The sequence below is a fragment of the Rhodococcus sp. D-46 genome, from assembly GCF_011290655.1.
Taxonomy (GTDB): domain Bacteria; phylum Actinomycetota; class Actinomycetes; order Mycobacteriales; family Mycobacteriaceae; genus Rhodococcus_F; species Rhodococcus_F qingshengii.
Genome location: NZ_JAANTF010000001.1, coordinates 90,703 through 115,628 on the forward strand (window position 1 = coordinate 90,703; position 24,926 = coordinate 115,628).

Genomic DNA, 24,926 nt, shown 5'->3' on the forward strand with positions numbered 1-24,926 from the left:
ACGACGATCGCCTTGGGTGCGCCGAAAGGTACGTTCGCTCGGGAAGGGGTCAGCGACGGGGCAGACGAACCGTGAAGACCGTGCGACCATCCACCTGGTCGACGCCGATGGTGCCGCCGTGCAGGTGCACGTTCTCGACGGCGAGCGAGAGTCCGAGTCCGCTGCCCTCGCTGCGTCCGCGCGCGGTGTCGACCTTGTAGAACCGCCGAAAGATCGCCTGCCGGTCTTCGGGTGAGATGCCGGGGCCGTGGTCGACGACGGTGATGACGGAGAAACCGGATTCGACGCTCAACTCGACGCGAACCGGGGGCGCTCCGTGGCGCAGTGCATTGCCGACGAGGTTGGCGACGACAATGTCGATCCGACGCGAATCGACTCTGGCGCTGACACTTTCGGGTGCGCGCAGTTCGACGGTATCTGTCCATCCGCGGCTCTCGAGTGTGCGCTCGGTCAATTCGACGAGGTCGACGTCGTCGAGGACGAGGTGCGCTTGCTGAGAGTCGTGGCGAGACATTTCGATGAGGTCTTCGACAAGTCGAGTGAGCTTGCCGATCTCACTGCTCACGATGCGCGCGGCAGCGGCGGCGTCGGGCGGAAGATTGGGGATCTCTTCACGGAGGATCTCACTGACCGGCACCAGTGCTGCGAGCGGCGTCCGGAGCTCGTGGGAGACGTCGGCGACAAACCTTCTCGACTGCTCTTCCGATTCTTCCAGACCTCGGATGACCGCTTCGTTGCGAGCGACCATGTTGTTGAACGTTGTTGTGACCTGGGCGAGTTCGGCTACTCCGTCTTCGGGGAGTCGGACGCTGAGGTCGCCGTCGGCAGCGCGGGCGGCCGCCTTGTCCAGGCGTTTGAGCGGACGGACAAGCGTCGACGCGATCCACAGCCCGAGTAGTCCGCTCACCAACACACCGGCGGCGAGGGTGAGGCCGACAGCTCGAAGCAGGTCGTCGAACTTGTCCTGCACTCCTACCAGCGGCCGGATGGTGACGGCTTTGACCAATGTCTCGTTGTCGTAGCTGTCGTCCGCGCTCATGTCCACGACATTGACGGACATTCCCAACATGATGCGCTGGGAGTCGAGCCTCTCGAAACGGATCAGCTTCGGACTGTCCAAACCTTCGTCGAAGCTGGGCGGAATGGTCGCCGCATCCACGGATCCTTGACGGATGACTTCGCCGTCGACGATCAGCGTCATGTCGGACTGGAAGATCTGTTGGAGGTTGGCAGGCGTCAACTCGTCTACCGGTGTTCCGTTGACGTATTGCAGTTCGTCGCGAAATTGTGCGGTCGCGACATCCTGAGCGTTGGAATAGATCCACGACCGCGCCATGAACGAGACGACACCCGCGGTTGCCCCGGCGATGATCACGACGATTGCGATGAACACGAGCACGAGCCTGGTTCGCAGACCGTCGACCTGAAGCCAGGTCGGTCTCATCGGGCTGGGCTGGTGTTGAAGCGATACCCGAACCCGCGCACCGTTTCGATGACGGTCGGTGCGGCCGGGTCGTCCTCGATCTTTCCGCGCAGCCGCTGCACTGCTGCATCGACGATTCTGGAATCACCCAGATACTCCTGGTCCCAGGCTGCGGACAACAACTGTCGGCGGCTCAGGACCTGTCCGGGGTTCTCGGTCAGCGCCAGGATCAGTCGGAGTTCGGTCGGGGTGAGGGTCAGCAGCATCCCGGCCTTGCGGACCTGCAGCGACGACCGATCCAATTCCAGGTCGCCGAACGTCTCTGCACCCGGCGTCGCATCCGGGCGCGTCGTTGCGGGTGCCGAGCGCCGCACGACGGCTTTGATACGAGCGTCGAGGACGCGCGGACTGGCCGGTTTGACGACGTAGTCGTCGGCACCGGCTTCCAGGCCGGCGACGGTGTCGATGTCGTCGGATCGAGCGGTCAGAATGATGATCGGGATCGAACTTCGGGTGCGGATACGTCGGCAGATCTCGTAACCGTCGGCACCCGGCAGCCCGAGGTCGAGTAGGACGAGGTCGGTGGAGCCGAGGACGTCGTCGAAATCACCGTTACCGTCGGGGCGATGGCTGACGTCGTGCCCGAGTCGGTTCAGTCCCAACGTGATTGCCTCGGCCACGGCTGGATCGTCTTCTATGAAAAGAATGCTCACCATGAGCTCACCTTGGACTCGCCATGATCAGGGGCCTTCTGCGGTCGGAGAAATCTCGGTCAGCCAAGGCTACAGGGGTCACACTCGCGAGAGTCGCTCGTTGCCTGAGTCTGCCAGCACCGCATGCCGGGCGACGCTGGTGTTCAAGGGAAATGCCGACACAGCGAGGGTGTAGCAGCCGACGAGCAGTAGTGCACCGATCACGTCGCTCGGGCGGTGCCATTGCAGCACGACTACCGAGATCGCGGTTCCGATGGTGATCAGCGCACCGTTGACCGCAACGACCGCCCGCCACCTCGAGGGCGTGACGATCACGATCGCGCAGACCAGAGCAGCTATGGCCGTCAAAGTGCCGCTGGGGAAGGAATTGTGCATCACCAGACCGTTCAGGTCCGGTCGATTCAGCGATTGTTTGAGAACCCAGGCTGTCGTGATGGGGCCGAGGGTCACGACGACGACGCGTAAGGCTAGCGCAATCGGGTTGTTGCGCAATGTGATCATGAGCGCCACGAGCACTCCTCCCACTATCAGTATCGGGGTGACGAGGCCGATGAACTCGGCGGAGAACACGCTGAGGCGTTCGGAGGTGGCCGCGCCCACCATGAGTTGTTGGTCGACGATCTGACCACCGGTGGTGTTGACCGCCAATTCGAATTCGACGACTCCGAGGATCAAGACTGCCAGTGCGGCAATCAGTCTCGCTGGTTTGACTCGTGTCATGATCAGCCTTCCGCTCTCTCGTCCGAGGGGTTGCTCAGTTGTGGCGGGCATTCCCCGCCAGGAGTGGTTGCCAATTCGAAATGCCACATCTCGTTGGCGTAGGTCTGGCAGAGGCCGTAATCGCTGCCGTGCTGAATGAGCCAGTCGTCGGCGTCGGTCGGTCCGATGTCGACGGCCTGTCCACTGACATGCTTGGACAGGCTCGGCGAGTGCACCCACTTGGACGCTTCGTCCACGCTGCCGTACTTGACGACGGCTTCGTCGAACAGTCGCTGTTGGTATGCCGCGGACCGCCAACCCGACGTGACGTGCATGTCCACGCCGGATGCCTGTGCGTCGGCCGCTGCCGACTGGAGCGCCGCGAGCAGTGCGGAATCGAGACGGGCAAGCGCGGGCACATGAGTGTCCTGCAAGCTGATGCCGTCCTCGATCTCGCCGCCTGAGGGTCCTGAATCAGGCTGAGTGGCAAGGTAGTTACCGCTCTTCGGCTGTGCTTCTTCTGTGTACGAGCAGGAGCTGAGCGCGACCGCACCGAGCACGACTGCACCGAGTGCGACGAAGCGGATGATTCCGCGGTGGCTGGGCATACAACAGAGACTTCTCGGTCAGTGTCACCGGCAGGTGGTCACCGTTCGTCGACGGTGTCACGGTCTGCAACAGCTCTGTAACAGGACGGAACGGGGCTGGTGAGCGCGCGCTACGCGGGGCGCGGGATCGACGCGAAAGTCGACAGCTCGAACCACGAAGGCAAGCTACGACGCAACGCAGTAGGCCCAGAGATGGTGACGTCACCGGACCGTATGGCGTCCGACCAGGTCAGGTTACCTCGCCAGATCTCGGTCATCTGTCGCAAGCCCGCAGAGACCGACACTGCAACGTCGAAACCCGGATCGATATCGCACATGTCCACTTCCCCGGAATTGATGACGAGCCACCAGTTCCGCGAATGTCCACGTACTCCGGAGAATGCGAAGTGCACCACGGTCTTGCCTTCAGGCACCACGGAATGATCCACGCGGCGATGCATGTCCCACAGCAGCAGTTTCGGATCCAGATCTTCGTCGCCCAGTTCACCGATCCACCTGGTACCCCAGATGCCGAGAGCTTCGACCACAGGGCGCAGTTCACGGCCGGCGTCGGTCAGACGATAGCTGACGACACAGTCGGTTTCTTCTCGCTCCACGATGCCGGCGACCGCGAGTTGGTGAAGCCGGGTCGAGAGCAGAGTCGGTGACATTCGCGGGAGCCCGCGGCGGAGATCGTTGAAATGTTCGCTTCCCATGATCAGTTCGCGGAGGAGAAGCAGTGTCCACCGCTCGTCGAGTAGCTCCATCGCCTTGGCGACGGGGCAGAACTGGTGGTACGAGGACCCCATCTCTCGATCGTAGGCCTCCGGGGTGCTCCGGTACAGATTTCGTACTGGAGAGGAGCGAACCGTCGTCGTAGCGTCGGAGTAACGGCATGAACGCTGTCGGGCTCCGAGTACGAAAATTATTGAAGGAGAACGGTAATGAGTGAATCAACGGGGACTCTCGGGTTGGACCGGGAGCTGAAGGCCAAGCACCGGGCAATGTGGGGGCTCGGTAACTATCCGGCGGTGGCGACGCAGGTCATCGCGGAACTCGGACCTGTATTGGTGCGTGAATGCGGCGTGCAGAAAGGAGATCGGGTGCTCGACGTCGCGGCGGGGTCCGGCAACGCCGCCATTCCGGCGGCTGCGCTGGGTGCGCAGGTGATCGCCACCGACCTGGCTCCCGAACTGTTCGTGGCAGGACGGGAGGCCGCGGCGCTCGCGGGTGTCGAACTCGATTGGCAGGAGGCCGATGCCGAGGCTCTTCCGTTCGGCGACAACGAGTTCGACGTAGTGCTCTCTTGCGTCGGTGTGATGTTTGCCCCGCATCATCAGCGCGCCGCGGACGAACTTTTGCGAGTATGCCGACCCGGCGGAAAGATCGGAGTGCTGAGTTGGACTCCGACGGGGTTCATCGGCGAGATGTTCAAAACGATGAAGCCGTATGCACCGCCCCCGCCTCCTGGTTCGCAGCCGGCGCCTTTGTGGGGCGACGAGAACCATGTTCGTGATCTGCTCGGCGATGTTGCCGCAAGGAAAGACGTACTTCGTGTGGACACATTCAGCGGGCCGGAAGATTTCCGCGATTTCTTCAAGAAGAATTACGGCCCGACCATCGCGGTGTACCGGAACATCGCCGACGATCCTGACCGCACGCAGGCGCTCGATCGCGATCTGCTCGAGTTGGCAAAGAAGTACGGCAGAGGAAGCGAGCCGTTCGTGATGGAGTGGGAGTACCTGCTTCTCACCGCGACACCCGACGAGGGCGGTGCATGATGACGACGGTCGAGTTCGCGCCACTGAAATCGGCGATCACGGGTTCTGTGTTCAGCCCCCGAGATCCGGAGTACGACGACGCCAGGTCGATCTGGAACGGGCAGATCGATCATCGTCCGGCGGTGATCGCCAGGTGCCGGTCGGCGTCGGATGTGTCTGTGGCACTTGCATTTGCCAGAGCCCATTCGTTGGAGGTTTCGGTCAGAGGCGGTGGGCATTCCTACCGAGGTACATCGGTGTGTGAGGGCGGTGTGATGATCGATCTCAGTGCGATCAACGTAGTCAGTGTCGCCCCGTCCGCGAAGCGAGCCAGGGTCGGTGGTGGTGCGACGATTGCCGACCTCGACGCCGCGACGCAGGAACACGGATTGGCAGTGACCGGTGGAGTGATCAGTGATACCGGCGTCGGTGGCCTGACCCTCGGCGGTGGCATGGGGTGGTTGACGCGCACGCTCGGCCTGGCGATCGACAATCTGGTGTCGGCAGAGGTGGTGCTCGCCGACGGTTCGATCGTGCGGGCCTCCGAGAACGATCACAGCGACTTGTTCTGGGCGCTGCGCGGCGGCGGCGGAAACTTCGGAGTGGTCACCGAGTTCGAGTACCGTCTGAGTGAGATCGGTCCGGAAGTGCATCTGGGACTGTTCTTCTGGGGGATGGAGGACGGACCCGCAGCGCTTCGTCTGTGTCGCGAAGTGGTGCCTGCCCTGCCGAGAAATGCCGGAGCGATGGTTGCCGTCGGTTTGTCCGCGCCTCCGGCACCGTTTGTTCCGGATCAGTTTCACCTGCTACCCGGATACGCGTTGCTGGTAGCCGGTTTCGGATCGGAAGAGGAACACTCGAACGCGATTGCGCCGATTCGAGAGGGCGTGCCGACGCTGTTCGAGTTCGTCACCCCGCTCCCGTACATCGGTTTACAGTCGATGCTCGACGAATCGGAACCATGGGGTGCATACGCCTATGAGAAGGCCTTGGACCTGGTGGATTTCTCCGACGACGTGATCGATGTTCTGACCGAGCAAGCGGGCGAGAAATCGTCGCCGATGTCCTTCATGCCGATCTTTCCGCTGCAGGGAGCTTTCACCTCCGTCGGCGAGGACGACACTGCGTTCGGTGGTTCTCGCACACCACATTACGTGTGCAACATGACGGCTACGGCCACCGATGCCGGGACACTGGAATTGGATCGATCGTGGGTGCGTGAGACCTGGGAAGCCTTGCGTCCGTTCTCGTCCAATCAAGGCGGGTACGTCAACTTCATGACCGATGTCGACGAGGACCGAGTGCGAGCGTCCTACGGTGCGGCGAAGTACGCGCGATTGTCCGCCGTCAAGGCGAAGTACGACCCGGACAACGTGTTTCACCTCAACGCAAACATTCTGCCCGCGTAGAGCGTCCGGTCAGGCCGTGAACACCAGGATGACGACGATCAGTGCGGCCAAGATGATGACGGCAACCATGCCTGTCATGGCGAGGGGAGCCCAAGCCACTACCTTGTCGCGGGTGCTGGCATCGGCGGGGCCGGTCGGTATCCGCGGCGGCCAGGAGAACATGTCCATGGGGCTGGGAACGTTCCGCAGTGGCGTGTTCTGTTGCACTGCAGGCAGTCCGGTGATCGTGGAGCCGGTCAGGCGATTGCGGCGGTGTGGGTCGGCGAGTTGTGTGGTGCGGTGAGCCCACGCCGGCACGGCGCCTTCGGACGAGTAGACGGGAGCGTCGATCAACTGCTCGATCGTGCCACCGCCCGTCGCGGCTGCAGCGAGCGCGTCGCGTGCCTGAGCCATCGTCGGCCGACGGGTGGGGTCCGGCTCGAGGAGCTGAAGGAGAACGTCGGTGAGCGGTCCGGACTTGGTGGGTCGGTAGATCTCGGCCTTGGCGACACGATGCAGTAGAGCGATGGCGTCCGAGTCGATGCCGAAGGGCGGTTGACCCTCGATCACCGTGTAGAGCGTCGACCCGAGTGAGAAGACGTCACTGGCCTCGGTGGGATCGTCGCCGCGGGCAACTTCGGGTGCAAAGTACGCGGGAGTGCCGGTGATGACCTCGTCCTGGGTGTCGGATACGTCGCTCTTTGCGCGGGCGATGCCGAAGTCACTGATCTTGACGGTGCCGAGAGACTTGCCTCGGTCGGCGATCAGGATGTTGCCGGGCTTGATGTCGCGGTGGACGATGCCGGCGGCGTGCGCCTCGGTGAGTGCCGCAGCGATCTGCGCGCCGATCTGCGCGACCTCCAGCGGTGGCAACGTGTCGGCCAGGTTCATCGCCTGGGCGAGGCTGCGGGCGGGGAAGTACTCCATGACCAACCACGGTTCACCGGACTCGATCGCGACGTCGTACATGGCGATGGAGTGGGGGTGGGTGAGCTTTGCGGCGTTCCTGCCTTCGCGCAATGTACGTTCACGGACCTCTTCGGCCGTTTCGGTGTCGAGGCCTTCCGTGCTTGTGACCTGTTTCACCGCGACGTCACGGCTGAGGAGGGTGTCGCGGGCCAGCCAGACGGCGCCCATGCCTCCGTCGCCGATCTTGGAGCGGAGTCGGTACCGCCCCGCCAGCAGGTATTCGGGCCCGATGCCCCTCCCGGTCTGCTCCTGAGCTGTCACATCTCAAGGTTAATGGATTGATGCCACTGTGACGCTCGAGGCTCCTGTGAACTGGGTTTTTTGCTCTGCTTGACGTGTCGGGAGTGACACGGTTTACTGAAAACAGTTCGAAAATATGTTCGAAATTGCTGTTCGTTGGATGCATGTCAGACCCGACTTCCCCGCGGTTTGCCGGCTGGTTATGGATTGCTGCCGAGTGAGTTTTTCCGGTGTTCCGGAGGATGGGGATGACCGAGGTGACCGAGTTGGTGGAGCTGTCGGCAGATGCGGCGGGGTTGTCCCGTCAGGATCGGCTGGCACAGCTCCGCCGACAGATCGCGTCCATTCCCTCTCGCGGCGATACGTCGTTTTCGGGACCGAGTGTTTCCGTGGCTGGTGTTTCCGGGACAAGTGCAGCAGCCTTCGAGAGTGTTGCCGACCGGGAAATGCCGGTCGTGGACCGCGCGCACAAGGCTGGTGTTCTCCCAGTGCCGGAAGGTATCGGGGCATTGCTACCGCAGGGCGGTTTGGTGCGCGGAACCGTGGTGTCCGTCGAGGGCGCTGCTTCCTTGCTCTTGGGATTGGTCGCGTCCGTGACGGCGTCCGGGGGGCATGTGGCAGTCATCGGGCAACCTCGACTGGGATTGCTGGCGGCGTACGAGATGGGTGCGCAACTGGAACGTCTGGCGCTCATTCCGGCGCCTGGGCCGGATCCGGTCGAGATCGCTGCTGTGCTGCTCGACGGTATGGATCTGGTGATTCTGGGATTGGCGGGTGCGTCGGTATCCCCGTCGCGTGCGCGAGCGGTGGTGGCGCGCGCCCGGAGCAAGGGCTCGACTCTTGTTGTCACCGAAGGTCACTGGGACGGGGCCGAAGTTCGGTTGGACGCTCGGGTTCATGGTTACGGTGGGTTCGGTCAGGGCCGTGAGTTGGGGCGTGGTCGGCTCAGTTCCCTGAGCCTCGCGGTTCGTGCTCGGGGGCGCTCGTTCCAGCCCCGGACCACGCGTCTGGACATCTGCAGTGCAGCCGGGCGGGTCGAGTGGGTACCTTCCCGGCCGGTCGAGGCCGTGTCGGAGCAGGTGGTGTCGTCGCGGGTGGTGTCACTGTGAGCAGAGTTCTAGCGTTGTGGTGCCCGGACTGGCCGGCGGTGGCAGCGGCAGCGCTTGCCGATCTTCCTGCCACGCATCCTGTCGCGGTCACCTCGGGTAATCGGGTGATCGCATGTTCGGCGACGGCCCGCGCGGAGGGAGTGCGACGAGGCCTGCGCCGACGCGAGTCGCAGGCCCGCTGCCCGGAACTGTATGTGGCGATGGCAGATCCGGAACGCGACGCCAGATTGTTCGAGCCGGTCGCCGCGGCCATCGATGCGGTGGCACCGGGCGTCGAGGTACTTCGTCCTGGTTTGTTGGTGCTCAGTGCGCGAGGTGTCAGTCGGTACTTCGGTTCGGAGGAAGCCGCGGCGGAACGATTGGTGGATCAGGCATCTGCTGCGGGCGTCGAGAGTCAGGTGGGTGTGGCGGATCAACTGTCCACAGCGGTCATTGCCGCGCGCCGGGCAGCGCTGGTGCCGCCGGGGGAGGGGGCACGGTTTCTGGCGCCGCTACCCATGCCGGAGTTGGCGGCCGAGCCCAGTCTGTCTGCGCCGCATCGCGGGGAGTTGGTGGATCTGCTGCGCAGGCTCGGGATCAGAACCATCGGTGCTTTCGCGGATTTACCGGCAGTGGACGTCGCTTCGCGTTTCGGGGCCGATGCGGTGCTCGCGCATCGTGCGGCGCGCGGTGAACCCGAGCGGCCACCGTCGGCGCGGACGCTTCCGCCGGATCTGGAAGTGGAGCAGCATTACGATCCGTCGATCGAGCGGGTGGATGCCGCAGCGTTTGCCGGGCGCGCCTTGGCGAGTCTCCTGCACGACAAATTGTCGGCTGCCGCAGTGGCGTGTACCCGCCTGTCGATTTCGGCCAGCACGGGCAACGGTGAAAATCTTTCTCGGACTTGGCGTTGCGCCGAACCTCTGACACCGGAGGGAACGGCCGATCGAGTGCGATGGCAACTGGACGGCTGGCTCACCGGGCGCAGTGGGACCCGGCCGACCGCAGGCATAGCGGTGTTGCGTCTGGAACCGGTGGAGGTGGTCAGTGCCGGCGCTTTGCAGTTGGGGCTGTGGGGCGGTGTCGGCGACGAGGAGGAGCGGGCCAGGCGAGCATTGGTGCGCGTGCAAGGTCTTCTGGGCGGCGAATCGGTTCAGGTCGGTGTCCTGAGCGGTGGTCGAGGGCCCTCGGAGCGAATTACCCTGTTGCCCTTGGGTGACGAGCGGGTAGCTGCTCATGATCCGACAGCCCCGTGGCCTGGTCGTCTGCCGCAGCCGTCTCCGGGGTCGATCTTCGTCGACAATCCCAAGGTATGGCTGGAGGATGTGGCCGGCAACGCCGTGTACGTCACTGAGCGCGGTGTCTTCAGCTCGCAGCCGGGAAGGCTGAAGTGGGGGAGCAAGGAATGGGCAGTGCAGGGATGGGCCGGGCCCTGGCCGGTGGACGAGCGATGGTGGGACGCAGCCTCGGCGCGCACGGCCGCGCGGGCTCAGGTGCTGTTGGAGGAATCGCGGGCGTTGCTGATGATCTGTGAAGGCGGTGGATGGTCGGTGGAGGGCGTGTACGAATGAGCTCGTAGGTACAGCCAGCTGTACCGGACATGGTCGAGTCGACTGTACGAACAGTAGGGGCGCTGGCGCCATCGCACCGACGCCATCGGGCGCCTAGCGTTGATGACATTCAAAAACTCACTGTTGCAATGATTCTCGTCGTTGCAACTCTTCGCGAGGAGTGTCATGAAAACGGCGGGTCGAGCTGACGTTTCCGGAACCGATCGACTTCACTACGAGCCGATGGAGCTACGCGACGCACAACTTCTGGCATACGACGAGTCCGGCGAAGGCCGGATCGTGGAGGTGTTCGGCGATGTCGCCACAGCCGAGCACATCATGATCTTCGTGCCGGGCAACGACAACGGACTGGGAAACTACTTCGACGAGAACCGTCCGACAGGACCACGGGCGAGCGGATGGACACTGGGAAGGATGCTCCGAACGCTCGGGCCGAACGACCGCGTCGCGGTGATCGTGTGGGTCGGTTATCGGACGCCGTGGGGATTTCTCGAGTCGTTCTCCCGGACACTTGCAGAACTTGGTGCGATAGATCTGGCGCGGTTGACTCGTATCCTGCCGCGATCGGCGCATGTGACGCTCGTCGGGCACAGCTACGGGGCCGTGGTGTGCGGACTCGCTCTCCCGTCGGCGCGAGTGGACGATTGCGTGGTGCTGGGTAGTCCGGGGATGGGGACCAGTTCGCGCGAAGACCTGTGCTTTGCCGGAAATCTCTGGGCTGCGCTTGGTCCGTCGGACTGGATCCGCTACTTCTCACGCGTGAAGATCGGCCACATCGGGCACGGCCCGTCTCCAGTTCGGGCGCAGCACGGAGCCATTGTTTTCGGTACCGGTGCCGTTCGAGGGCATTGCGGCTACTTCGCCGATGCAAGCGAGTCGCTGCGAAACATCGCGAGGATCGGACTCGGTCGCTACGACGAGGTCACGCGACCAGGGGAGTTGCGGCCTCGGCTGACCGCGTCAGCAATCCGTGAGGACGGGTCTATCCTGGGAACTCGTGAGTGTCGCTAACGTACGAAGTGCCGGCGGGGTCCAGATCAGCTACCGCGATTCCGGCTCGCATCCCAGTGTGGCCGATCTGCCTCCGGTAGTCCTCGTGCACGGGATGGGCGGCGACAGCGGTACCTGGGACAAGTTCGCGCGGACCTTGCGATCACGCAACCGGCGAGTTGTCTCGGTCGACCTTCGCGGCCACGGCCGGAGCGCTCGTGCGTCGTCGTATCTGTTCGAGGAGTTCGCGGACGACGTCATGGACGTGTGTGATCATCTCGAACTCGAGCAGGTGGATCTGGTCGGCCACTCGCTCGGCGGGCACGCGGCGTCGTTGATCGCGCAGAAACGTCCCACTGCGGTGCGGAAGTTGGTCATCGAGGAAGCGCCGTTACCACTACGTGCGGGTGACCCGGAACAGGTGTTCGCGAGGAAATTGCCGAGTGTCCCAGAACTGTGGTACGCCACAACAAGTTTGGTGCGGCATCCGCGAGCCGCGTTGACGTTCGATCGCTCGATGACGCGGTCCGCGCTCGAGCAGTTCCGCCGACCGGATCCGCAGTGGTGGGATCGGTTGCCGCTCATCGAGGCTGACATGTTGTTCCTGCGTGGAGGTCTGGGCGGGATGGTGGATCCTGTTCGCCTCGACGCTGTTGCAGCCACCGTCGCACGCTGCGAATTGGTCTCTTTCCGTACCGGCCACAGTGTCCACCGCGACGGTCATCGCCAATTCGAATCCGTTGTGTTGCCGTTCATTTCCTGAAAGGGCAATACTCGATCGGTGATGCCACGAACCCATCCGAAACGTGTGTGGCACCGAATGTACTTCCATGCATACCAACGGCAACGACTGGTCCGCACACGAATACGTCGACGCGGTAGCACGATCCGTTCACGGTGAGACAGTTCGATGGCCGCAGGGCCCGAGCACGGATGCGGTGATTGTTCTCCCCGTTCATGCCCGAAACCATCCGGGGAAGAACGCAGTTCTGCTCTGGAATCACGACTTCGGTTGGTCGTGGGGCGTCGAGGAGGCTGATGTGCGAAGGACGATTTCGATAGTCGACACTCTCGGCATCGGCCGGACACCGGATCCGCTGCGCTGTGCGGATCGGGTAATCGAGCTGATCAGTCAGGCGGTTTGCTCGAGCATGTGTAGCGAACACTGATTCGGTCAACTCTGGGGCGACAACGCCTCCGAGAGGACGACGCACGTGAACCCAGAGAACGTTCCAGCCTCGCATTGTCATTCATTGCCGCGCCGGACGTTCCTCGGTGGCGTCGGTGCTCTTGTCCTCGCCGGAGTGGCAGACGTCGCAACCGGCGCGGTGAGCGCGGCGCCGGTACAAGCAGCGCCCGCCGATCGGTTTCCACAGAAACCCAACATCGTTGTCATCATCACCGATCAGGAACGCCGGCCGATGTACTGGCCCCAAGGCTGGGCTGAACAGAATCTGCCCAACCGCAAGAGGATTGCCGATCACGGGCTGAGTTTCGACCAGGCAGTGTGCAACACCGCGATGTGCTCGCCCAGTCGCAGTACGTTCTTCACCGGCCTCTACCCCGCGCAGCACGGGGTCACCAGAACGCTCACCGAAGGTGGCACTGTCTCACCCACCGAGCCACAGTTGCAGGTCTCCGAACAGAACATGGCAAAGCTGCTGGCGTCGGCCGGCTACAACGTCCAGTACCGGGGGAAATGGCATCTGAGCAAAGGCGTCGAGGGTGGTGATCCGACAAGCGAGGACGTGGCAGGATTCGGCTTCGAGGGGTGGATTCCGCCGGACGCGGGCCAGGACACCAATCCGGATCATTTCGGTGGCGGGTGCGCAGACCATGATCGCCGTGTCGCCGAGGAAGCTGTCGAGTTTCTCTCCGGACCCGCAGTCGAATCCGGACAGCCTTGGGCGCTGATCGTCTCGTTCGTGAACCCGCACGATGTCCTCGCGTACCCCCAGACGTGGAACGCGATGAACGGCACGTGCGACAACTACGGATCGGACGCGCCAGGCGCCTTCGAGCAGGGTATCGACTTGCCGCCCACCTTCGACGAGATCTTGGCGCTCAATCACAAACCGACAGCCCAGGTTCAGTCGGAACTGCTGTTGGCAGCCGGGCTCGGGCCGCTGCTCGGACCCGATCAGGCGCGTAACTACATCAACTTCTACGCCTATATGCACAAGGTGGTCGACGAACACATCGGCAGCGTGCTCGACGCGATCGAAGCCACTCCACAGATGCTCGACGAGACGGTGATCGTTCGGATGTCCGATCACGGGGAGATGGGGATGAGCCACGGAGGTTTGCGGCAGAAAGTGTTCAACGCCTACGAGGAAACACTGCGCGTTCCACTGGTCATCAGCAACCCCTTGCTGTTTCCCGAACCCGTTCGCACCGACGCCCTGGCGTCGTTGATCGACGTGATGCCCACTCTCGCCACACTCGCCCAAGCGCCTGCGCGTCAATCGTGGAACTTCCTGGGTACCGATCTGACACCGGTCATCGTCGACGCTGCGGCGTATCCGAAAAGTCCCAGCGCGCAGGTTCAGGACACGATTCTGTTCACCTACGACGATCAGAACTGTGCGACGCCCGACGGTCAGAACATCGTCACGCAGCCCAACCACATTCGGTGCATACGCGAGAGCCGCTGGAAGTACACGATGTACTTCGATCCTGCGGGAGTTGCTGCGCCGCAATACGAACTGTACGACTTACAAGCCGACCCCTTGGAACTGAACAATCTCGCCAATCCGCTCAACATCGGTTCGTATCGGCCGGATCTGGCAGCCCAGATGAACGCCAAGCTCTTCGCAGTGATGGAGACCAAGGGTGTTTCCCTGAAGGAATAGATCGAATTTCGTCAAAACTGATTCACGTTTCAGTTCTGCGGGCATGCTGGTGGGGCATCTGTCTTCGGTTCGGGAAGAAGGAATGTCATGACTGTCACCTCGCCGGGGCGAGAAGGTTTCAGTTCTCTTCGGTCTGGAGGGTTGAACTGGGATTCGTTCCCACTCCGATTGTTCACCAAGGGAAACGCCAAATTCTGGAACCCAACCGACCTCGATTTTTCGCAGGATGCCCGTGACTGGCAGGAGCTGACCAGCGAACAACAGCGCAGCGCCACCTTCCTGTGTGCGCAGTTCATCGCCGGTGAAGAAGCCGTCACCGAAGACATTCAACCGTTCATGAAAGCAATGTCGACCGAGGGACGATTCGGCGACGAGATGTACTTGACGCAGTTCTGTTTCGAGGAAGCCAAGCACACCCAGGTGTTTCGGCTGTGGATGGACGAAGTGGGATTGACCAGTGACCTGCATTCCTACGTCGCTGACAATCCGTACTACCGGCAACTGTTCTACGAGGAGCTGCCGTCGTCGCTACGCATTCTCGAGACAGACCCCAGCCCGGTCAACCAGGTGCGTGCCAGCGTCACGTACAACCACGTCATCGAGGGCAGTCTGGCGTTGACGGGTTACTACGCCTGGCAGAAAGTTTGTGCGACGCGCGGAATCCTCCCTGGCATGCAGCAATTGGTGCGAAAGATCGGTGACGACGAACGACGGCACATGGCTTGGGGGACGTTCACCTGCCGAAGGCACGTCGCCGCCGACGATCACAACTGGGACGTCGTCCAGCAGCGGATGGGTGAACTCATGCCCATGGCCCTCGGAATGATCAACTGGGTCAACGATCAATTCGAGGTGCAGCCGTTCGGTTTGGACAATCAGGAGTTCCTCGAGTATGCCGCAGACCGTGCACAGCGCCGACTTTCGGCGATCGAGTCTGCACGCGGGCGCGACGTCGCCGAGATCGACCTCGACTATTCGCCGGAGACCCTCGAGGAAAAGTTCGGGGCAGAAGATGCCGCTGCGATGAGTGAGGCGGCCAAATGACTGCGAATTCTATTGGGGCCAAGCCGAGTTCTGGATGACCTCGACAAAATCGATGTGCCGAAATCCCGGCACAAAATGTTCGAGTACGTCAGCGTTCACCGTCCCGAACGTACTTTCGGGACGGTGCTTGAAGCCGTCGGTGAAGGCCTTCAAGATCTGATTCTTGAAATCCGGACGGGGGTGGGCCGCGGTGACGGCGTCGATGTCGGCCCGGTCGAGTTCGCTGTATCCGATTCCCAGTACATCGGTCTCCACACCCGCTGTCACCAAGGCGATTTCGGGCTCCAGCCGCGAGGGGACCGCGGGCGTCGTATGTAGAGCGATGCCTTCCCACACTTTGCGGATGTCGGTTTCGTCGACTTCGTAGCCGGTGAGGAATCGCCGCGCTTCGTCCGCGCTGTCCAATTCGAATCGCGCCGTACTGTCCCGGAATTTCTCGGTGAGCCCCAGGTCGTGAAACATGGCGCCGACGTATAGCAATTCAGGGTCGGCGTGCAGTCCCAAACGCGCGCCTTGCAGCGATCCGAAGAGGAAGACGCGTCGCGAGTGGTGAAACAGTAACTCGGACGCCGTATCTCGGACGAGTTCGGTGGCGTCGGCAGCCATCTTCGAATCGGGGATTTTCACACCGGCAATGATCGTGTTCATCGGTACCTGCTCTGCTCGTCGCTGCTGCGAATTTCTCGGTCTGTCCCAGTGTCGGTCGAACACGCACGCGGGCGCACCCTGATCTCGGCCATACTGTCCACAGATCAGGACGAAGGGGAGCGATCGTGACCGCAGTGCATCGAGTTGCCGTCCTGGTATTCGACGGCGTCAAACTGCTCGACGTCGCAGGTCCGAGCGAGGTGTTCGCAGAGGCCAATCGCGGCGGAGCGAACTACGAGTTGGTGATCTGCTCGGTGGGTGGACACGATGTCGACTCGTCGACCGGCATGCGCATTCCGGTCGACTGTGACGTCGCAGATTCCGGTTCCTTCGACACGTTGCTGGTCATGGGTGGCGACGTGTTCCCGTCGATGCCGGTGAGTCCGGAACTGCGTGAGGCAGCGAGCGATCTGGCGAGACGTTCGGGTCGGGTTGCCTCGATCTGTACCGGGACATTCATCCTGGCGGCGAGTGGACTGCTCGACGGACGCCGCGCAACGACGCATTGGCAACACACGGCAACGCTGGCGCGCGCCTATCCGCAGATCACGGTAGTTCCCGACGCCATTTTCATCCAGGACGGCACGGTGTTCTCGTCTGCGGGTGTGACCGCCGGGATCGACCTCGCGCTCGCATTGCTCGAGCGAGATCATGGTGCAGAAATGGCCCGACGTGTCGCACAGCTTCTGGTGGTATTTCTCCAACGTCCAGGTGGGCAGTCACAGTTCTCGCCGTCGTTGAGCGGGCCGCGGCCCCGGGTGCCCGCGCTTCGCGCAGTGGTCGAGGCGGTGGCCGCCGATCCGGCGGGGGAGTACTCGGTCGACGAACTGGCTGCCCTGGCGCACCTGAGCCCACGGCATCTGACGAGGCTCTTTCGGGAAGAACTCGGTACGACGCCGGCCAAATACGTCGAGTTGATCCGTTTCGACTCCGCGAAAGCGCTCCTCGATGCCGGCCACTCGGTGACCGAAGCCGCGCAATTGGCGGGATTCGGCAGTTCCGAATCCCTACGACGAGCATTTTCGACGCATCTCGGAATCTCGCCGCAGGTGTACCGCCGTCGTTTTCAAGCTTTCGGCTGAGACTGACTTTCGTGCTTGCCTTGCGGCGGGCTCATGCCCTGCTTGTCGAGCCAGGCAAGGCTGTAGTCCGCGATCTCACGCCAGCCGTGGTCGATGGTCAGCGAGTGACCTCGATCGCCGAAGACCTTGTATTCGTTGATCGTCGGGGCCTTGGCGTACTTCTTGAACGAGCTGTCCGAACTGGCTTTCGGGACTGTGCGATCCTTGCCGCCGCCGATCATCAGGAGTGGCCCGCGGCGAGCGTTGAAATCTACTGCAGCGGGGCTGTGGGGCGCGAAGTTGGCGAGTGCTGCCTCGAACAACGGCCGACCAGGGGCGGGAATCGCATACTGCTCGAACAATGCGTCGGACTCGTCCTTGGACACGGCACTGGCGAAGGACTTGTGGAACGACTCTCTGTTGTGTGAGTACGCCTTCCGGTAGTTCCCGGGGTTGGACAGGACCGGGAAAACACTGCCCAGTTGAACGAGGGGAAGTTTCAACACCCCTTTGGGCTGAGCCGAGTCGATGGCAATTGCCGCGGTCGCCAACTTCTGGCCCAGCAGTTTCTGCGCGATCAAACCTCCGAACGAATGCCCCACCACGATCGGTGGTTCGTCGAGATCGGCTATCACCTTGGCGTAGTGATCCGTCACGTCCTCGATGCCGTGTCCCGCGATGTCTTCCGGGTGTTCACGCGTCTCACCCACGGTCGACGCGTCCCCTGGCCACCCCGGCGCCATCGTGGGGTATCCCTGCGCGTTGAAAACCTGCGCCCAGGGGTCCCACGTGGTCGGGTGCATCCAAAGTCCGTGGATGAACAGAACAGTCGGGTTGGACTTGGGCGACATGCGCGCTCCCCGCTATCGGACCGATGATCGATACGGAATGCCCGTTTTTCACAACCTCATTCACATTTTCGGCGAGCTCTTCCGTCGGGCCGTTCCGTTCTGTTGTGCGAAGATGGCACGATCGTGGCATGGCACCAACTGGATCTGCGAAGGCGATGGCACTGTGGACTACCGCTTTTGTTGTCTCACAAGCGAATATTGCTCGCCTACTCGGGCCGGTGGCTCCCAAAGTATTGGAAGTGCAGACGGCCTTCTCTGCTCGCCGGTACGTCGAAATATTGGACTCCATGGACGCAGAGGCCACGGCACGATTTCGTAGTCACTACTACCCCGACTTCGTACATCCCGCGATCTACGCGATGGCTTTGCGGTCAGCGGGCACGAGGCTCGGGGAGTGGGTTCCCCTTTCCCCGGCAACTCGGCGCGCCCTTGCCGTAGTGCCCGTACTGTCGGCGGCCGGCGACTACGTCGAGAACGTGGTCGGACTCCATTTCCTCGATCATCGCGACAGGATCACCGACTCGAGGGTTCGCGCCGCTTCGACCGTCAGTATTGCCAAATGGGTGCTCGCACTCGGAACTCTCGGATATTTGTCGCAGGGTTTTGTCAGAGTATGGGTATCGCGAAAATGAGGAGCACTGATGGCAGTCGAACTCGGCACCGAATACTTCGCTGACGGAGCAGAGTTCCGTCGATGGCTGTCCGAGAACCACGAGTTGGTCCCCGGCCTTTGGCTGAAAATGGCCAAGAAGACCTCGTCGCACAGTTCGATCGACTACGACCAAGCGTTGGACGTTGCCCTGTGCTTCGGCTGGATCGACAGCCTCGCACGGCGAATCGACGACGATTTCTTCGTACAGAAGTTTTCGCGACGCACCGCGCGGAGTCCGTGGTCCAAACGCAACGTCGAGATAGTCGCCCGCCTCGACGCTGCGGGACTTCTCGAGCCTTCCGGCATCGCCGAGATCGAGAAGGCCAAGGCCGACGGTCGATGGGATCGCGCGTACGAGGGATCAGCCAAGGCCGAGGTCCCCAAAGACTTTCTCGATGCGCTCGCGGAAAACCCGAAGGCTCGTGAGTTCTACGCGACGCTCAATTCCACCAACCGATTCACCATCGCGTACCGACTGCAGGAGGCAAAGCGTCCGGAGACGCGAGCCAGGCGGATCGAGAAGTTCGTGAACCAGCTTGCGGAGGGCAAGAAGTTCTATTGAGCTGCCGCGTCACTGGGCCACAGGTACTTGCGAATCGACACCCAGCGAGGCTGACACAATGGGCCTCGTGATCGAAGCCGAAACCTGTTCCGCACTGTCTGCTGTCGATGAGCCGCTGGCAGGCAGCGCTGCCGTCGTGCAGGGCTGGGTATGCCTCGAATTCAATGCCGCGTGGGGTCGTGACGTGTTGGACGGTACGGCCTTGGGGGAGGAGCTTGCCGCCGAGCTGAGCCGCCGAGCCGATGCAGCGAACGTACGAATCATGTTCGTTCGGCGACCCGGGCGTACCGATCCGATGACTGATGGACACACCGTCCTGCTTGCGCGCTCCGATCCGAGCGACTCATGGTGTGAAAGGTTGCACATCGATTCGCCGATGGACTTACTCGACGTCGATTTCTCCCTGTTGGATGGGCCGCCACCAGGACTGGGCGAGCAAGTGACCGAGCCAGTCGTATTGGTCTGCGCGCACGGCAAGCGCGACCAGTGCTGCGCTGTATTCGGCAGGCCGATCGCCGCAGCGCTGATGTCGTCCTTCGGACCCCAGGTGTGGGAGTGTTCGCATACCGGCGGGCACCGATTTGCGCCGTCGATGATCCTGTTGCCGAGCGGCAATACGTACGGCCGTCTGTCGGCAAGTGAGAGTGTCACGGCCGTGGAGGTGGCTTCCCGAGATCAGGTCCATTTGCCAGGCCTGCGTGGACGGAGTTGTTGGTCTCCTGCGGGGCAGGCTTCGGAAATTGCTGTGCGACAGCAAATAACCTGCGGAATCGACGACTTGGCTGTCATCGAGCAGGCGAGTGACGGGACATGCGTCGTCGCACATGTGGACGGCCGGCAATGGGCCGTGGAGACTGCAGTCTCCGAACTCGCGCCGCGTCCACCGAGTTGCGGCGCGGCGCCCAAGCCGGTCAGGCCAGTTGTGGTCACGTCGATTCGAGACCTGTGATTTCATCGTCGGTTTTCTACGATCAGTCTCGATGAACTCGGGTGTGGGTCATCGCTACTGCAACAGGAGCGCAATGACTGCGGGCGGTAATTGACGTTGTCCGAGGAGGTTTACGCGTTGGCATCCGTCGAGTTCGACTGCCATCCGCGTGCCGCCCGATCCGTCGGGACGAAGCACGTCGATCGAAGCGATGTAATGGGCGACGAGATCGCATGGGCCTGCAGGTGGCGCGGTGGATGCAACCTCCATCAGATCAGTACTCTGCTGGCGTGACAAGCGGATTCGGGACTCGGGCAGCGGCGGTTCGGTGGAATAGCGGCACACCAGTAGTCTGCCGACGTCGGAAATCGGTGTAGCCAAAGCTGTTTCCGTCAGTGGGCGCGCGTGAGTGTCTTCGTGTTCTGCCATGCGACTCATGTCAGCTTCAGTGGTCGTCGCGAACGGTTGTCCGATCGACTCCGCGCAGTCGGCCCGGACGTTGGCAGGAAATCGACGAGACTGTTCGCGGAATGCATCGTCCACCGCGTGGATGTCCCCCTCGAGGCGTATGGAGTCGATGGTCAACCCACCGTCGGACGTTTCTCCGCGTTCGCATCGAACAACGGCAACGGGGCTGAAATCAGGAGGCGGGTAACCACTTCCCTCGGGGCGAAGTGCGATGCTGCTGTCGCGTGCCTCGGGGGCTACGAGCGCGGCGGTGATATCAGGGGCGAGGCAGTCTGCCCGATCGACCGCCGTCGCGACCGGTGGAGTGAAAGATTCATAGTCTCGAACGCCGGTCCAAACCAACGCAACGGCGACGACACTGACGACGACGATAAAGACCCCAGCTGTGAATCGTCCACTCATACATCGACACTATGTGCTTTTGCGATGGATTGAGCCGAAGTCTCGACCATTGCGGGTGCGACGTAGCATCGCTGCTATGACAGTCGATTTGGTTGCGCCTGACGAGGCCTTGTGGGTGTCCTGGTTGGAGTCGCGTGACGAGTGGGGTGGACCGCAGGCGGATCAGCCCGGTTCGGCGTTGGGAGTTGCGCAACGTCTGGATCTCGACCTTGCCTCCCGCGATGGGTTCGGGCACTGGGTGCAGGAGTTGTTGGCGCAGCCCGAGGCGTTGCCGGGGCCCGACATTGTCCCGGCAACCAACTGGTGGATCGTGCGAGACGGCAGGTATCTCGGTGCTATCCAGTTGCGACACAGCTTGAATGAGTTCTTGGCTGATCTTGGTGGTCATATCGGCTACGGGATTCGGCCGTCGGAACGGCGGAAAGGGATAGCGTCGGCTGCTCTGCGGGAAGTGCTCACGTATGCCGGCGACCCGGTGGGGCTCAGTCGCGTCCTGATTACCTGCGACGAAACGAACGCGGGTTCGCGTAATGTTATCGAAGGGTGTGGGGGACTTCTCGATAGCGTGCGCCCAGCTGATCAGTTGTCGCGCAACCTCGGCCATTCGGGAGACACGCTTCGCTACTGGGCGGCCACGGGCCGGTCAAGCGCCAGTTGACCGTTTTTGACCGTCAACGGGAAGTCGCGGTCGCAGGGTAGGCGACACGGGACGCGATGCTTTCGCTGAGGTCGTGGATTTCTGCGGCGAGGACGTCTCGGCTCTTCGTGTCCGACTCGTGAACGAAGGTTGTCGATCCCAGTGTGGCACCGCAATATTCGATGATTCCGCGTTCGATCTGTGTCCGGAAGGCCTCGTACACGCCGTGTCGGTCGAAACTCTCGGCGTCGTCACCTGCGACTGGAATCAGGTGGACGGTGAGTCGGTCCAGTTTCTTCACGAATTCGCTTCCCGGGGTGAATTCGTACGCCCATCCGCTGACGAAGACTCGATCGATCCAACCTTTGAGTAGTGCGGGCATCGACCACCAGTACATCGGGAACACGAGAATCAGATCGTCTGCACGATCGATTCGGTCCTGCTCGGCTACAACATCGGCCGGGGGAGTCCCTTTGCCGCGGAACAGGTTCACATCGGCTTCGGCGAATCGGGGATCGAAATTCTCGGCATGTAGGTCCGCGAAGTCGACGTCGCCGCCCAGGTCGCGGATCGCGTCGGCGGTAGAACGGGCGACATGCTGGGTAAGTGACTGGGGATCGGAGTGGGAGACTACGACGAGTGTGGTCATGAGCGTCCTTCGGTAGATGGTGCGCTTATGTACTAAGAGTAGGTTACTATTGGTATATAACGCAAGGAGGTGTCCGATGGCACGTACGAGACTGTCGCGAGCCGGCAGGTACGAACAACTCGTGGAGGTGTCGTGGGCGTTGGTGCGAGAGGAGGGTGCGGACGCGCTGACCCTTGGTCGGTTGGCTGAACGTGCCGGCGTTGCAAAGCCAGTTGTGTACAGCCATTTCGCCTCTCGCGCCGCGTTGTTGGCAGCGCTCTTCAAGGAATTCGACGATCGTCAGACGGTGATGCTCGAGGAGTATCTCGATGCCGCGGATGAGTCTCTGAACGGACGCGCGAATGCCATCGCCGACTCCTACGTCGGATGTTCGCTGGCGCAGGGGCGTGAACTGACGGGTGTGCTTGCAGCGCTGGAGGGTTCGCCCGAGCTGGAGCGGGTCAAGCGTGAATCGGAACACGCCTATTCCGAACGATGTCGGGAGGTGCTGACTCCCTTTGGTGCGGGCGGAGGACTTGCGCAACCTTCGATGACCGCAATATTCGGTGCTGCAGAGGCACTCTCGCATGCGGCGGTAGCGGGAGCGCTCTCGCCCGACGATGCTCGAAGCGAACTTGCCGCACTGATAGTCGCGGTGGTCGGCCGGACCTGAGGTCACCGGTTATCTTGGTGCCCATCCAATTCGACGCGCTCACGCATGGATTCGGATATCGCTGTCAGAGTTCTGACGAACGCGTCGATCGCGGGAGCAAGTGGAGGTTTGCCGTAGGTTGCGACGGAGACAGTGCGTCGCTCGCCGGGAATGCGGTGTGCGCGGATACTCGGGTTCTGATGTGCCTGGAGGGCGAGGGCCGGAAGTGTGCTTACCCCGCTTCCGGAGGCGACCAGGGCTTGGACGGCGACGTAGTCGTCGGTCTCGAACTCGATCCGCGGAATGAATCCAGCTCGATTGCAAGCGGTGAGGAGGTGGGCTCGGCAGCTCGGGCAGCCGGCAATCCAGGTCTCACCGGCGTAGTCCGTGATCTCGTTGGCGGCATCTGCATTCCGCGCAGAGGTGATCAGGTACAACGGATCTTCCAGTAAAGCCGTCTGCGCGACATGCTTGAGCCCGACTTCAGGGGTGTCCTCGTGCGCGAAGACAACAGCTACGTCGACATCGTTGTTACGAAGCAGTGCAAGTGCTTTGGGTGGTTCTGCATCAACGAGGCTGATGGACACATCGGGGTACTGGGACGTGAACGCTGCCATCGCCTGCGGAATCAAACTCGCCAGGGCTGACGGGAATGCGGCCAGTCGTACCCGCCCGGCCCTCAGTCCTGCGTACGTCTGGACTTCGGCTACCGCTGCGTCGACGTGGCCGAGGATCTCGGTGGCTCGCCGAACCAGCACTGCGCCGGCGTCCGTCAGGCGCAGTCCACGACCCGCTCGCTGGAACAGTGGAACCCCGACTTCCGATTCGAGCTGTCGAAGGTGGTGACTGATGGAGGGCTGCGCGTAACCGAGAGAATCGGCGGCGGCTGTCACCGATCCTTCCTGTGCAACAGCTACCAGGACCCTCAGCCGAATTAGATCGAGCATGCCAAAATCATAGAAGATTTCGATGCTTTGGACGAAAACACGTATTGGACCTATGAATCGGTGTTTGGCAGGGTGAATCACATGGCACCGGCATCTGATCTCACGGCATCAAACCAGCTACATCCACCCGTATGGGCAGACATCGAGCGTGCCAGTCAGGTCGTCCGACGGCATCTACCGGTCACGCCCCTGATATCGCACCCGACGTTGGGTGCGGGCTCGTGCAGCCAATTGTTCGTCAAACACGAGAATGTGCACCCCACGGGTGCGTTCAAGGTTCGCGGCGGACTGAACCTGGTGGCAGGACTGGATGAGGCGACGCGGGCGCGGGGGATTGTCGGCTACTCGACCGGAAACCATGCTCAATCCTTGGCGTATGCCGCGGCGGGTGCGGGCGTGCGGTGTGTGATCGTCATGCCGGTTGGGGCGAATCCAGTCAAGGCTCACGCTGTCCGCATGCTCGGAGCCGAGCTCATCGAGCACGGTGTGAACTTCGACGAGGCACGTGCTCATGCCGATTTCATCAGCGAACGTGACGGCCTGCGTCTCGTGAGCGCCGCCAATGAGCCGGCAATCCTCGCCGGTGTTGCAACGGCCTACGTCGAACTCCTCGAACAACAACCTGATCTGGACGCGGTGGTGGTCCCAGTCGGTGGCGGCAGCGGTGCGGCGGCGGCGTGTCTCGTCGCCAGTGCGCTTGCACCGCACCTCGAGGTGTTCGCAGTGCAGTCTGAGGCCGCACGAGCCGCACATGACTCGTGGAGTTCCGGCACGTGCGTCGAGCGCCCGAACACCACCCGTGTCGAAGGGCTTGCGACCGGTGCCGGGTTCGCACTCACTCAACGTGTCTTGCGTGAACGCCTCGGGGGATTCCTGCTCGTCACGGACGACGACATCACCCTCGCGCAGCGGGCGTTGCTCTACGACGCTCACACTTTGAGCGAAGGCGCCGGTGCGGCCGCACTTGCTGCGGTCTATGCGCATCCGAACACCTTCGCTGGCGAGCGCGTTGCTGTTGTCTGCACGGGCGCCAATGCCTCCGAGAATGAGATCCGCAGGGTCGTCGGCTGACCGATGGCATGATCGGAACCATGGGCCAGTTTGGTAGGGCGGCACCAATTTTGCATCGCGTATGTGTGTCTGGAACAAGATTTCGCTTCCACGAT

27 protein-coding genes are annotated in these 24,926 nt (G+C 62.2%); 16 read left to right on the top strand and 11 right to left on the bottom strand.

Annotated features, from left to right (window positions below; genetic code table 11):
* Nucleotides 1–49: 49 nt before the first annotated feature.
* The 5 genes from G9U53_RS00480 to G9U53_RS00500 form a co-directional block, all read right to left on the bottom strand.
* Nucleotides 50–1,444 (bottom strand): ATP-binding protein, encoded by a 1,395-nt coding sequence (locus G9U53_RS00480; RefSeq protein WP_003940854.1) that lies wholly within the window; start codon nucleotides 1,442–1,444, stop codon nucleotides 50–52.
* The gene (locus G9U53_RS00485; protein WP_063316689.1) at nucleotides 1,441–2,139 is read right to left on the bottom strand and encodes a response regulator transcription factor; all 699 of its coding nucleotides are present in this window, start codon (nucleotides 2,137–2,139) and stop codon (nucleotides 1,441–1,443) included. The genes G9U53_RS00480 and G9U53_RS00485 overlap by 4 nt, the downstream gene beginning before the upstream one ends.
* 75 nt (nucleotides 2,140–2,214) lie before the next feature.
* On the bottom strand, nucleotides 2,215–2,856 hold the full coding sequence (locus G9U53_RS00490; RefSeq protein WP_003940956.1) for a phosphatase PAP2 family protein: 642 nt from the start codon (nucleotides 2,854–2,856) through the stop codon (nucleotides 2,215–2,217).
* Nucleotides 2,857–2,858: 2 nt separating this feature from the next.
* Complete coding sequence (locus G9U53_RS00495; RefSeq protein WP_003940687.1) at nucleotides 2,859–3,443, bottom strand: M15 family metallopeptidase; 585 nt, start codon at nucleotides 3,441–3,443, stop codon at nucleotides 2,859–2,861.
* Between the two features lie 110 nt (nucleotides 3,444–3,553).
* A complete protein-coding gene (locus G9U53_RS00500; RefSeq protein WP_003940889.1) occupies nucleotides 3,554–4,231 on the bottom strand; it encodes a helix-turn-helix domain-containing protein in 678 nt (225 codons plus the stop codon).
* 135 nt (nucleotides 4,232–4,366) lie between these two features.
* On the opposite strand from G9U53_RS00500, the gene G9U53_RS00505 reads away from it, so the two are divergent.
* Together G9U53_RS00505 and G9U53_RS00510 are read left to right on the top strand one after the other, a co-directional pair.
* Nucleotides 4,367–5,203 carry a class I SAM-dependent methyltransferase gene (locus tag G9U53_RS00505; RefSeq protein WP_058039029.1) on the top strand — a complete coding sequence of 279 codons (837 nt, stop codon included), beginning with the start codon at nucleotides 4,367–4,369 and terminating at the stop codon, nucleotides 5,201–5,203.
* On the top strand, nucleotides 5,200–6,591 hold the full coding sequence (locus tag G9U53_RS00510) for an FAD-binding oxidoreductase (RefSeq protein WP_162114149.1): 1,392 nt from the start codon (nucleotides 5,200–5,202) through the stop codon (nucleotides 6,589–6,591). Before G9U53_RS00505 ends, G9U53_RS00510 begins: the two co-directional genes overlap by 4 nt.
* 9 nt (nucleotides 6,592–6,600) lie before the next feature.
* Here G9U53_RS00510 and G9U53_RS00515 read toward each other — a convergent pair whose 3' ends face one another.
* Nucleotides 6,601–7,800, bottom strand: coding sequence for a serine/threonine-protein kinase (locus tag G9U53_RS00515; RefSeq protein WP_003940952.1), 1,200 nt, complete (start codon nucleotides 7,798–7,800; stop codon nucleotides 6,601–6,603).
* Between the two features lie 227 nt (nucleotides 7,801–8,027).
* On the opposite strand from G9U53_RS00515, the gene G9U53_RS00520 reads away from it, so the two are divergent.
* The 7 genes from G9U53_RS00520 (at nucleotide 8,028) to G9U53_RS00550 (ending at nucleotide 15,324) form a co-directional block, all read left to right on the top strand.
* Nucleotides 8,028–8,888 (top strand): hypothetical protein, encoded by an 861-nt coding sequence (locus G9U53_RS00520; RefSeq protein ID WP_007727491.1) that lies wholly within the window; start codon nucleotides 8,028–8,030, stop codon nucleotides 8,886–8,888.
* A complete protein-coding gene (locus tag G9U53_RS00525; protein ID WP_047270190.1) occupies nucleotides 8,885–10,438 on the top strand; it encodes a DNA polymerase Y family protein in 1,554 nt (517 codons plus the stop codon). Before G9U53_RS00520 ends, G9U53_RS00525 begins: the two co-directional genes overlap by 4 nt.
* Before the next feature lie 165 nt (nucleotides 10,439–10,603).
* The gene (locus G9U53_RS00530; RefSeq protein WP_064073942.1) at nucleotides 10,604–11,449 is read left to right on the top strand and encodes an alpha/beta hydrolase; all 846 of its coding nucleotides are present in this window, start codon (nucleotides 10,604–10,606) and stop codon (nucleotides 11,447–11,449) included.
* A complete protein-coding gene (locus G9U53_RS00535; RefSeq protein WP_165638201.1) occupies nucleotides 11,436–12,191 on the top strand; it encodes an alpha/beta hydrolase in 756 nt (251 codons plus the stop codon). The genes G9U53_RS00530 and G9U53_RS00535 overlap by 14 nt, the downstream gene beginning before the upstream one ends.
* A 67-nt stretch (nucleotides 12,192–12,258) precedes the next feature.
* Nucleotides 12,259–12,597: a DUF6292 family protein gene (locus G9U53_RS00540; RefSeq protein WP_064073923.1), complete on the top strand. Its 339-nt coding sequence runs from the start codon at nucleotides 12,259–12,261 to the stop codon at nucleotides 12,595–12,597.
* Nucleotides 12,598–12,642: 45 nt separating this feature from the next.
* Nucleotides 12,643–14,280, top strand: a complete 1,638-nt coding sequence (locus G9U53_RS00545; protein WP_165638202.1) for a sulfatase-like hydrolase/transferase — start codon at nucleotides 12,643–12,645, stop codon at nucleotides 14,278–14,280.
* Nucleotides 14,281–14,367: 87 nt separating this feature from the next.
* Nucleotides 14,368–15,324 carry a R2-like ligand-binding oxidase gene (locus G9U53_RS00550; protein WP_003940790.1) on the top strand — a complete coding sequence of 319 codons (957 nt, stop codon included), beginning with the start codon at nucleotides 14,368–14,370 and terminating at the stop codon, nucleotides 15,322–15,324.
* 9 nt (nucleotides 15,325–15,333) lie between these two features.
* Here the strand turns inward: G9U53_RS00550 and G9U53_RS00555 are convergent, their stop codons facing one another.
* The gene (locus tag G9U53_RS00555) at nucleotides 15,334–15,972 is read right to left on the bottom strand and encodes an HD domain-containing protein (RefSeq protein WP_064073921.1); all 639 of its coding nucleotides are present in this window, start codon (nucleotides 15,970–15,972) and stop codon (nucleotides 15,334–15,336) included.
* Between the two features lie 125 nt (nucleotides 15,973–16,097).
* Here G9U53_RS00555 and G9U53_RS00560 point away from each other — a divergent pair, with 125 nt between their 5' ends.
* Nucleotides 16,098–17,054 carry a GlxA family transcriptional regulator gene (locus tag G9U53_RS00560; RefSeq protein ID WP_007727480.1) on the top strand — a complete coding sequence of 319 codons (957 nt, stop codon included), beginning with the start codon at nucleotides 16,098–16,100 and terminating at the stop codon, nucleotides 17,052–17,054.
* On the opposite strand, the gene G9U53_RS00565 is transcribed toward G9U53_RS00560, so the two are convergent.
* Entirely contained in the window at nucleotides 17,039–17,884 is an 846-nt protein-coding gene (locus G9U53_RS00565) for an alpha/beta fold hydrolase (protein WP_064073919.1), read from the bottom strand. The genes G9U53_RS00560 and G9U53_RS00565 overlap by 16 nt on opposite strands.
* Nucleotides 17,885–18,012: 128 nt before the next feature.
* Between G9U53_RS00565 and G9U53_RS00570 the strand changes: the two genes are divergently transcribed.
* The 3 genes from G9U53_RS00570 to G9U53_RS00580 are packed head-to-tail and all read left to right on the top strand — an operon-like array spanning nucleotide 18,013 to nucleotide 20,047.
* Entirely contained in the window at nucleotides 18,013–18,516 is a 504-nt protein-coding gene (locus G9U53_RS00570; RefSeq protein WP_064073918.1) for a hypothetical protein, read from the top strand.
* A 9-nt stretch (nucleotides 18,517–18,525) separates the two neighbouring features.
* Entirely contained in the window at nucleotides 18,526–19,098 is a 573-nt protein-coding gene (locus G9U53_RS00575) for a YdeI/OmpD-associated family protein (protein ID WP_064689601.1), read from the top strand.
* A gap of 58 nt (nucleotides 19,099–19,156) precedes the next feature.
* On the top strand, nucleotides 19,157–20,047 hold the full coding sequence (locus G9U53_RS00580; RefSeq protein WP_165638203.1) for a sucrase ferredoxin: 891 nt from the start codon (nucleotides 19,157–19,159) through the stop codon (nucleotides 20,045–20,047).
* Nucleotides 20,048–20,101: 54 nt separating this feature from the next.
* On the opposite strand, the gene G9U53_RS00585 is transcribed toward G9U53_RS00580, so the two are convergent.
* Entirely contained in the window at nucleotides 20,102–20,896 is a 795-nt protein-coding gene (locus G9U53_RS00585) for a hypothetical protein (protein ID WP_165638204.1), read from the bottom strand.
* Between the two features lie 76 nt (nucleotides 20,897–20,972).
* On the opposite strand from G9U53_RS00585, the gene G9U53_RS00590 reads away from it, so the two are divergent.
* Nucleotides 20,973–21,554, top strand: a complete 582-nt coding sequence (locus G9U53_RS00590) for a GNAT family N-acetyltransferase (protein ID WP_065352190.1) — start codon at nucleotides 20,973–20,975, stop codon at nucleotides 21,552–21,554.
* A gap of 13 nt (nucleotides 21,555–21,567) precedes the next feature.
* Here the strand turns inward: G9U53_RS00590 and G9U53_RS00595 are convergent, their stop codons facing one another.
* Nucleotides 21,568–22,182, bottom strand: a complete 615-nt coding sequence (locus G9U53_RS00595) for an NAD(P)H-dependent oxidoreductase (RefSeq protein WP_054826214.1) — start codon at nucleotides 22,180–22,182, stop codon at nucleotides 21,568–21,570.
* A 76-nt stretch (nucleotides 22,183–22,258) separates the two neighbouring features.
* Between G9U53_RS00595 and G9U53_RS00600 the strand changes: the two genes are divergently transcribed.
* Nucleotides 22,259–22,834: a TetR/AcrR family transcriptional regulator gene (locus G9U53_RS00600; RefSeq protein WP_042449699.1), complete on the top strand. Its 576-nt coding sequence runs from the start codon at nucleotides 22,259–22,261 to the stop codon at nucleotides 22,832–22,834.
* A gap of 2 nt (nucleotides 22,835–22,836) precedes the next feature.
* Here the strand turns inward: G9U53_RS00600 and G9U53_RS00605 are convergent, their stop codons facing one another.
* Entirely contained in the window at nucleotides 22,837–23,760 is a 924-nt protein-coding gene (locus G9U53_RS00605) for a LysR family transcriptional regulator (RefSeq protein ID WP_058039038.1), read from the bottom strand.
* A gap of 81 nt (nucleotides 23,761–23,841) precedes the next feature.
* On the opposite strand from G9U53_RS00605, the gene G9U53_RS00610 reads away from it, so the two are divergent.
* Nucleotides 23,842–24,831, top strand: a complete 990-nt coding sequence (locus G9U53_RS00610) for a pyridoxal-phosphate dependent enzyme (RefSeq protein WP_165638205.1) — start codon at nucleotides 23,842–23,844, stop codon at nucleotides 24,829–24,831.
* Nucleotides 24,832–24,926 lie beyond the last annotated feature (95 nt).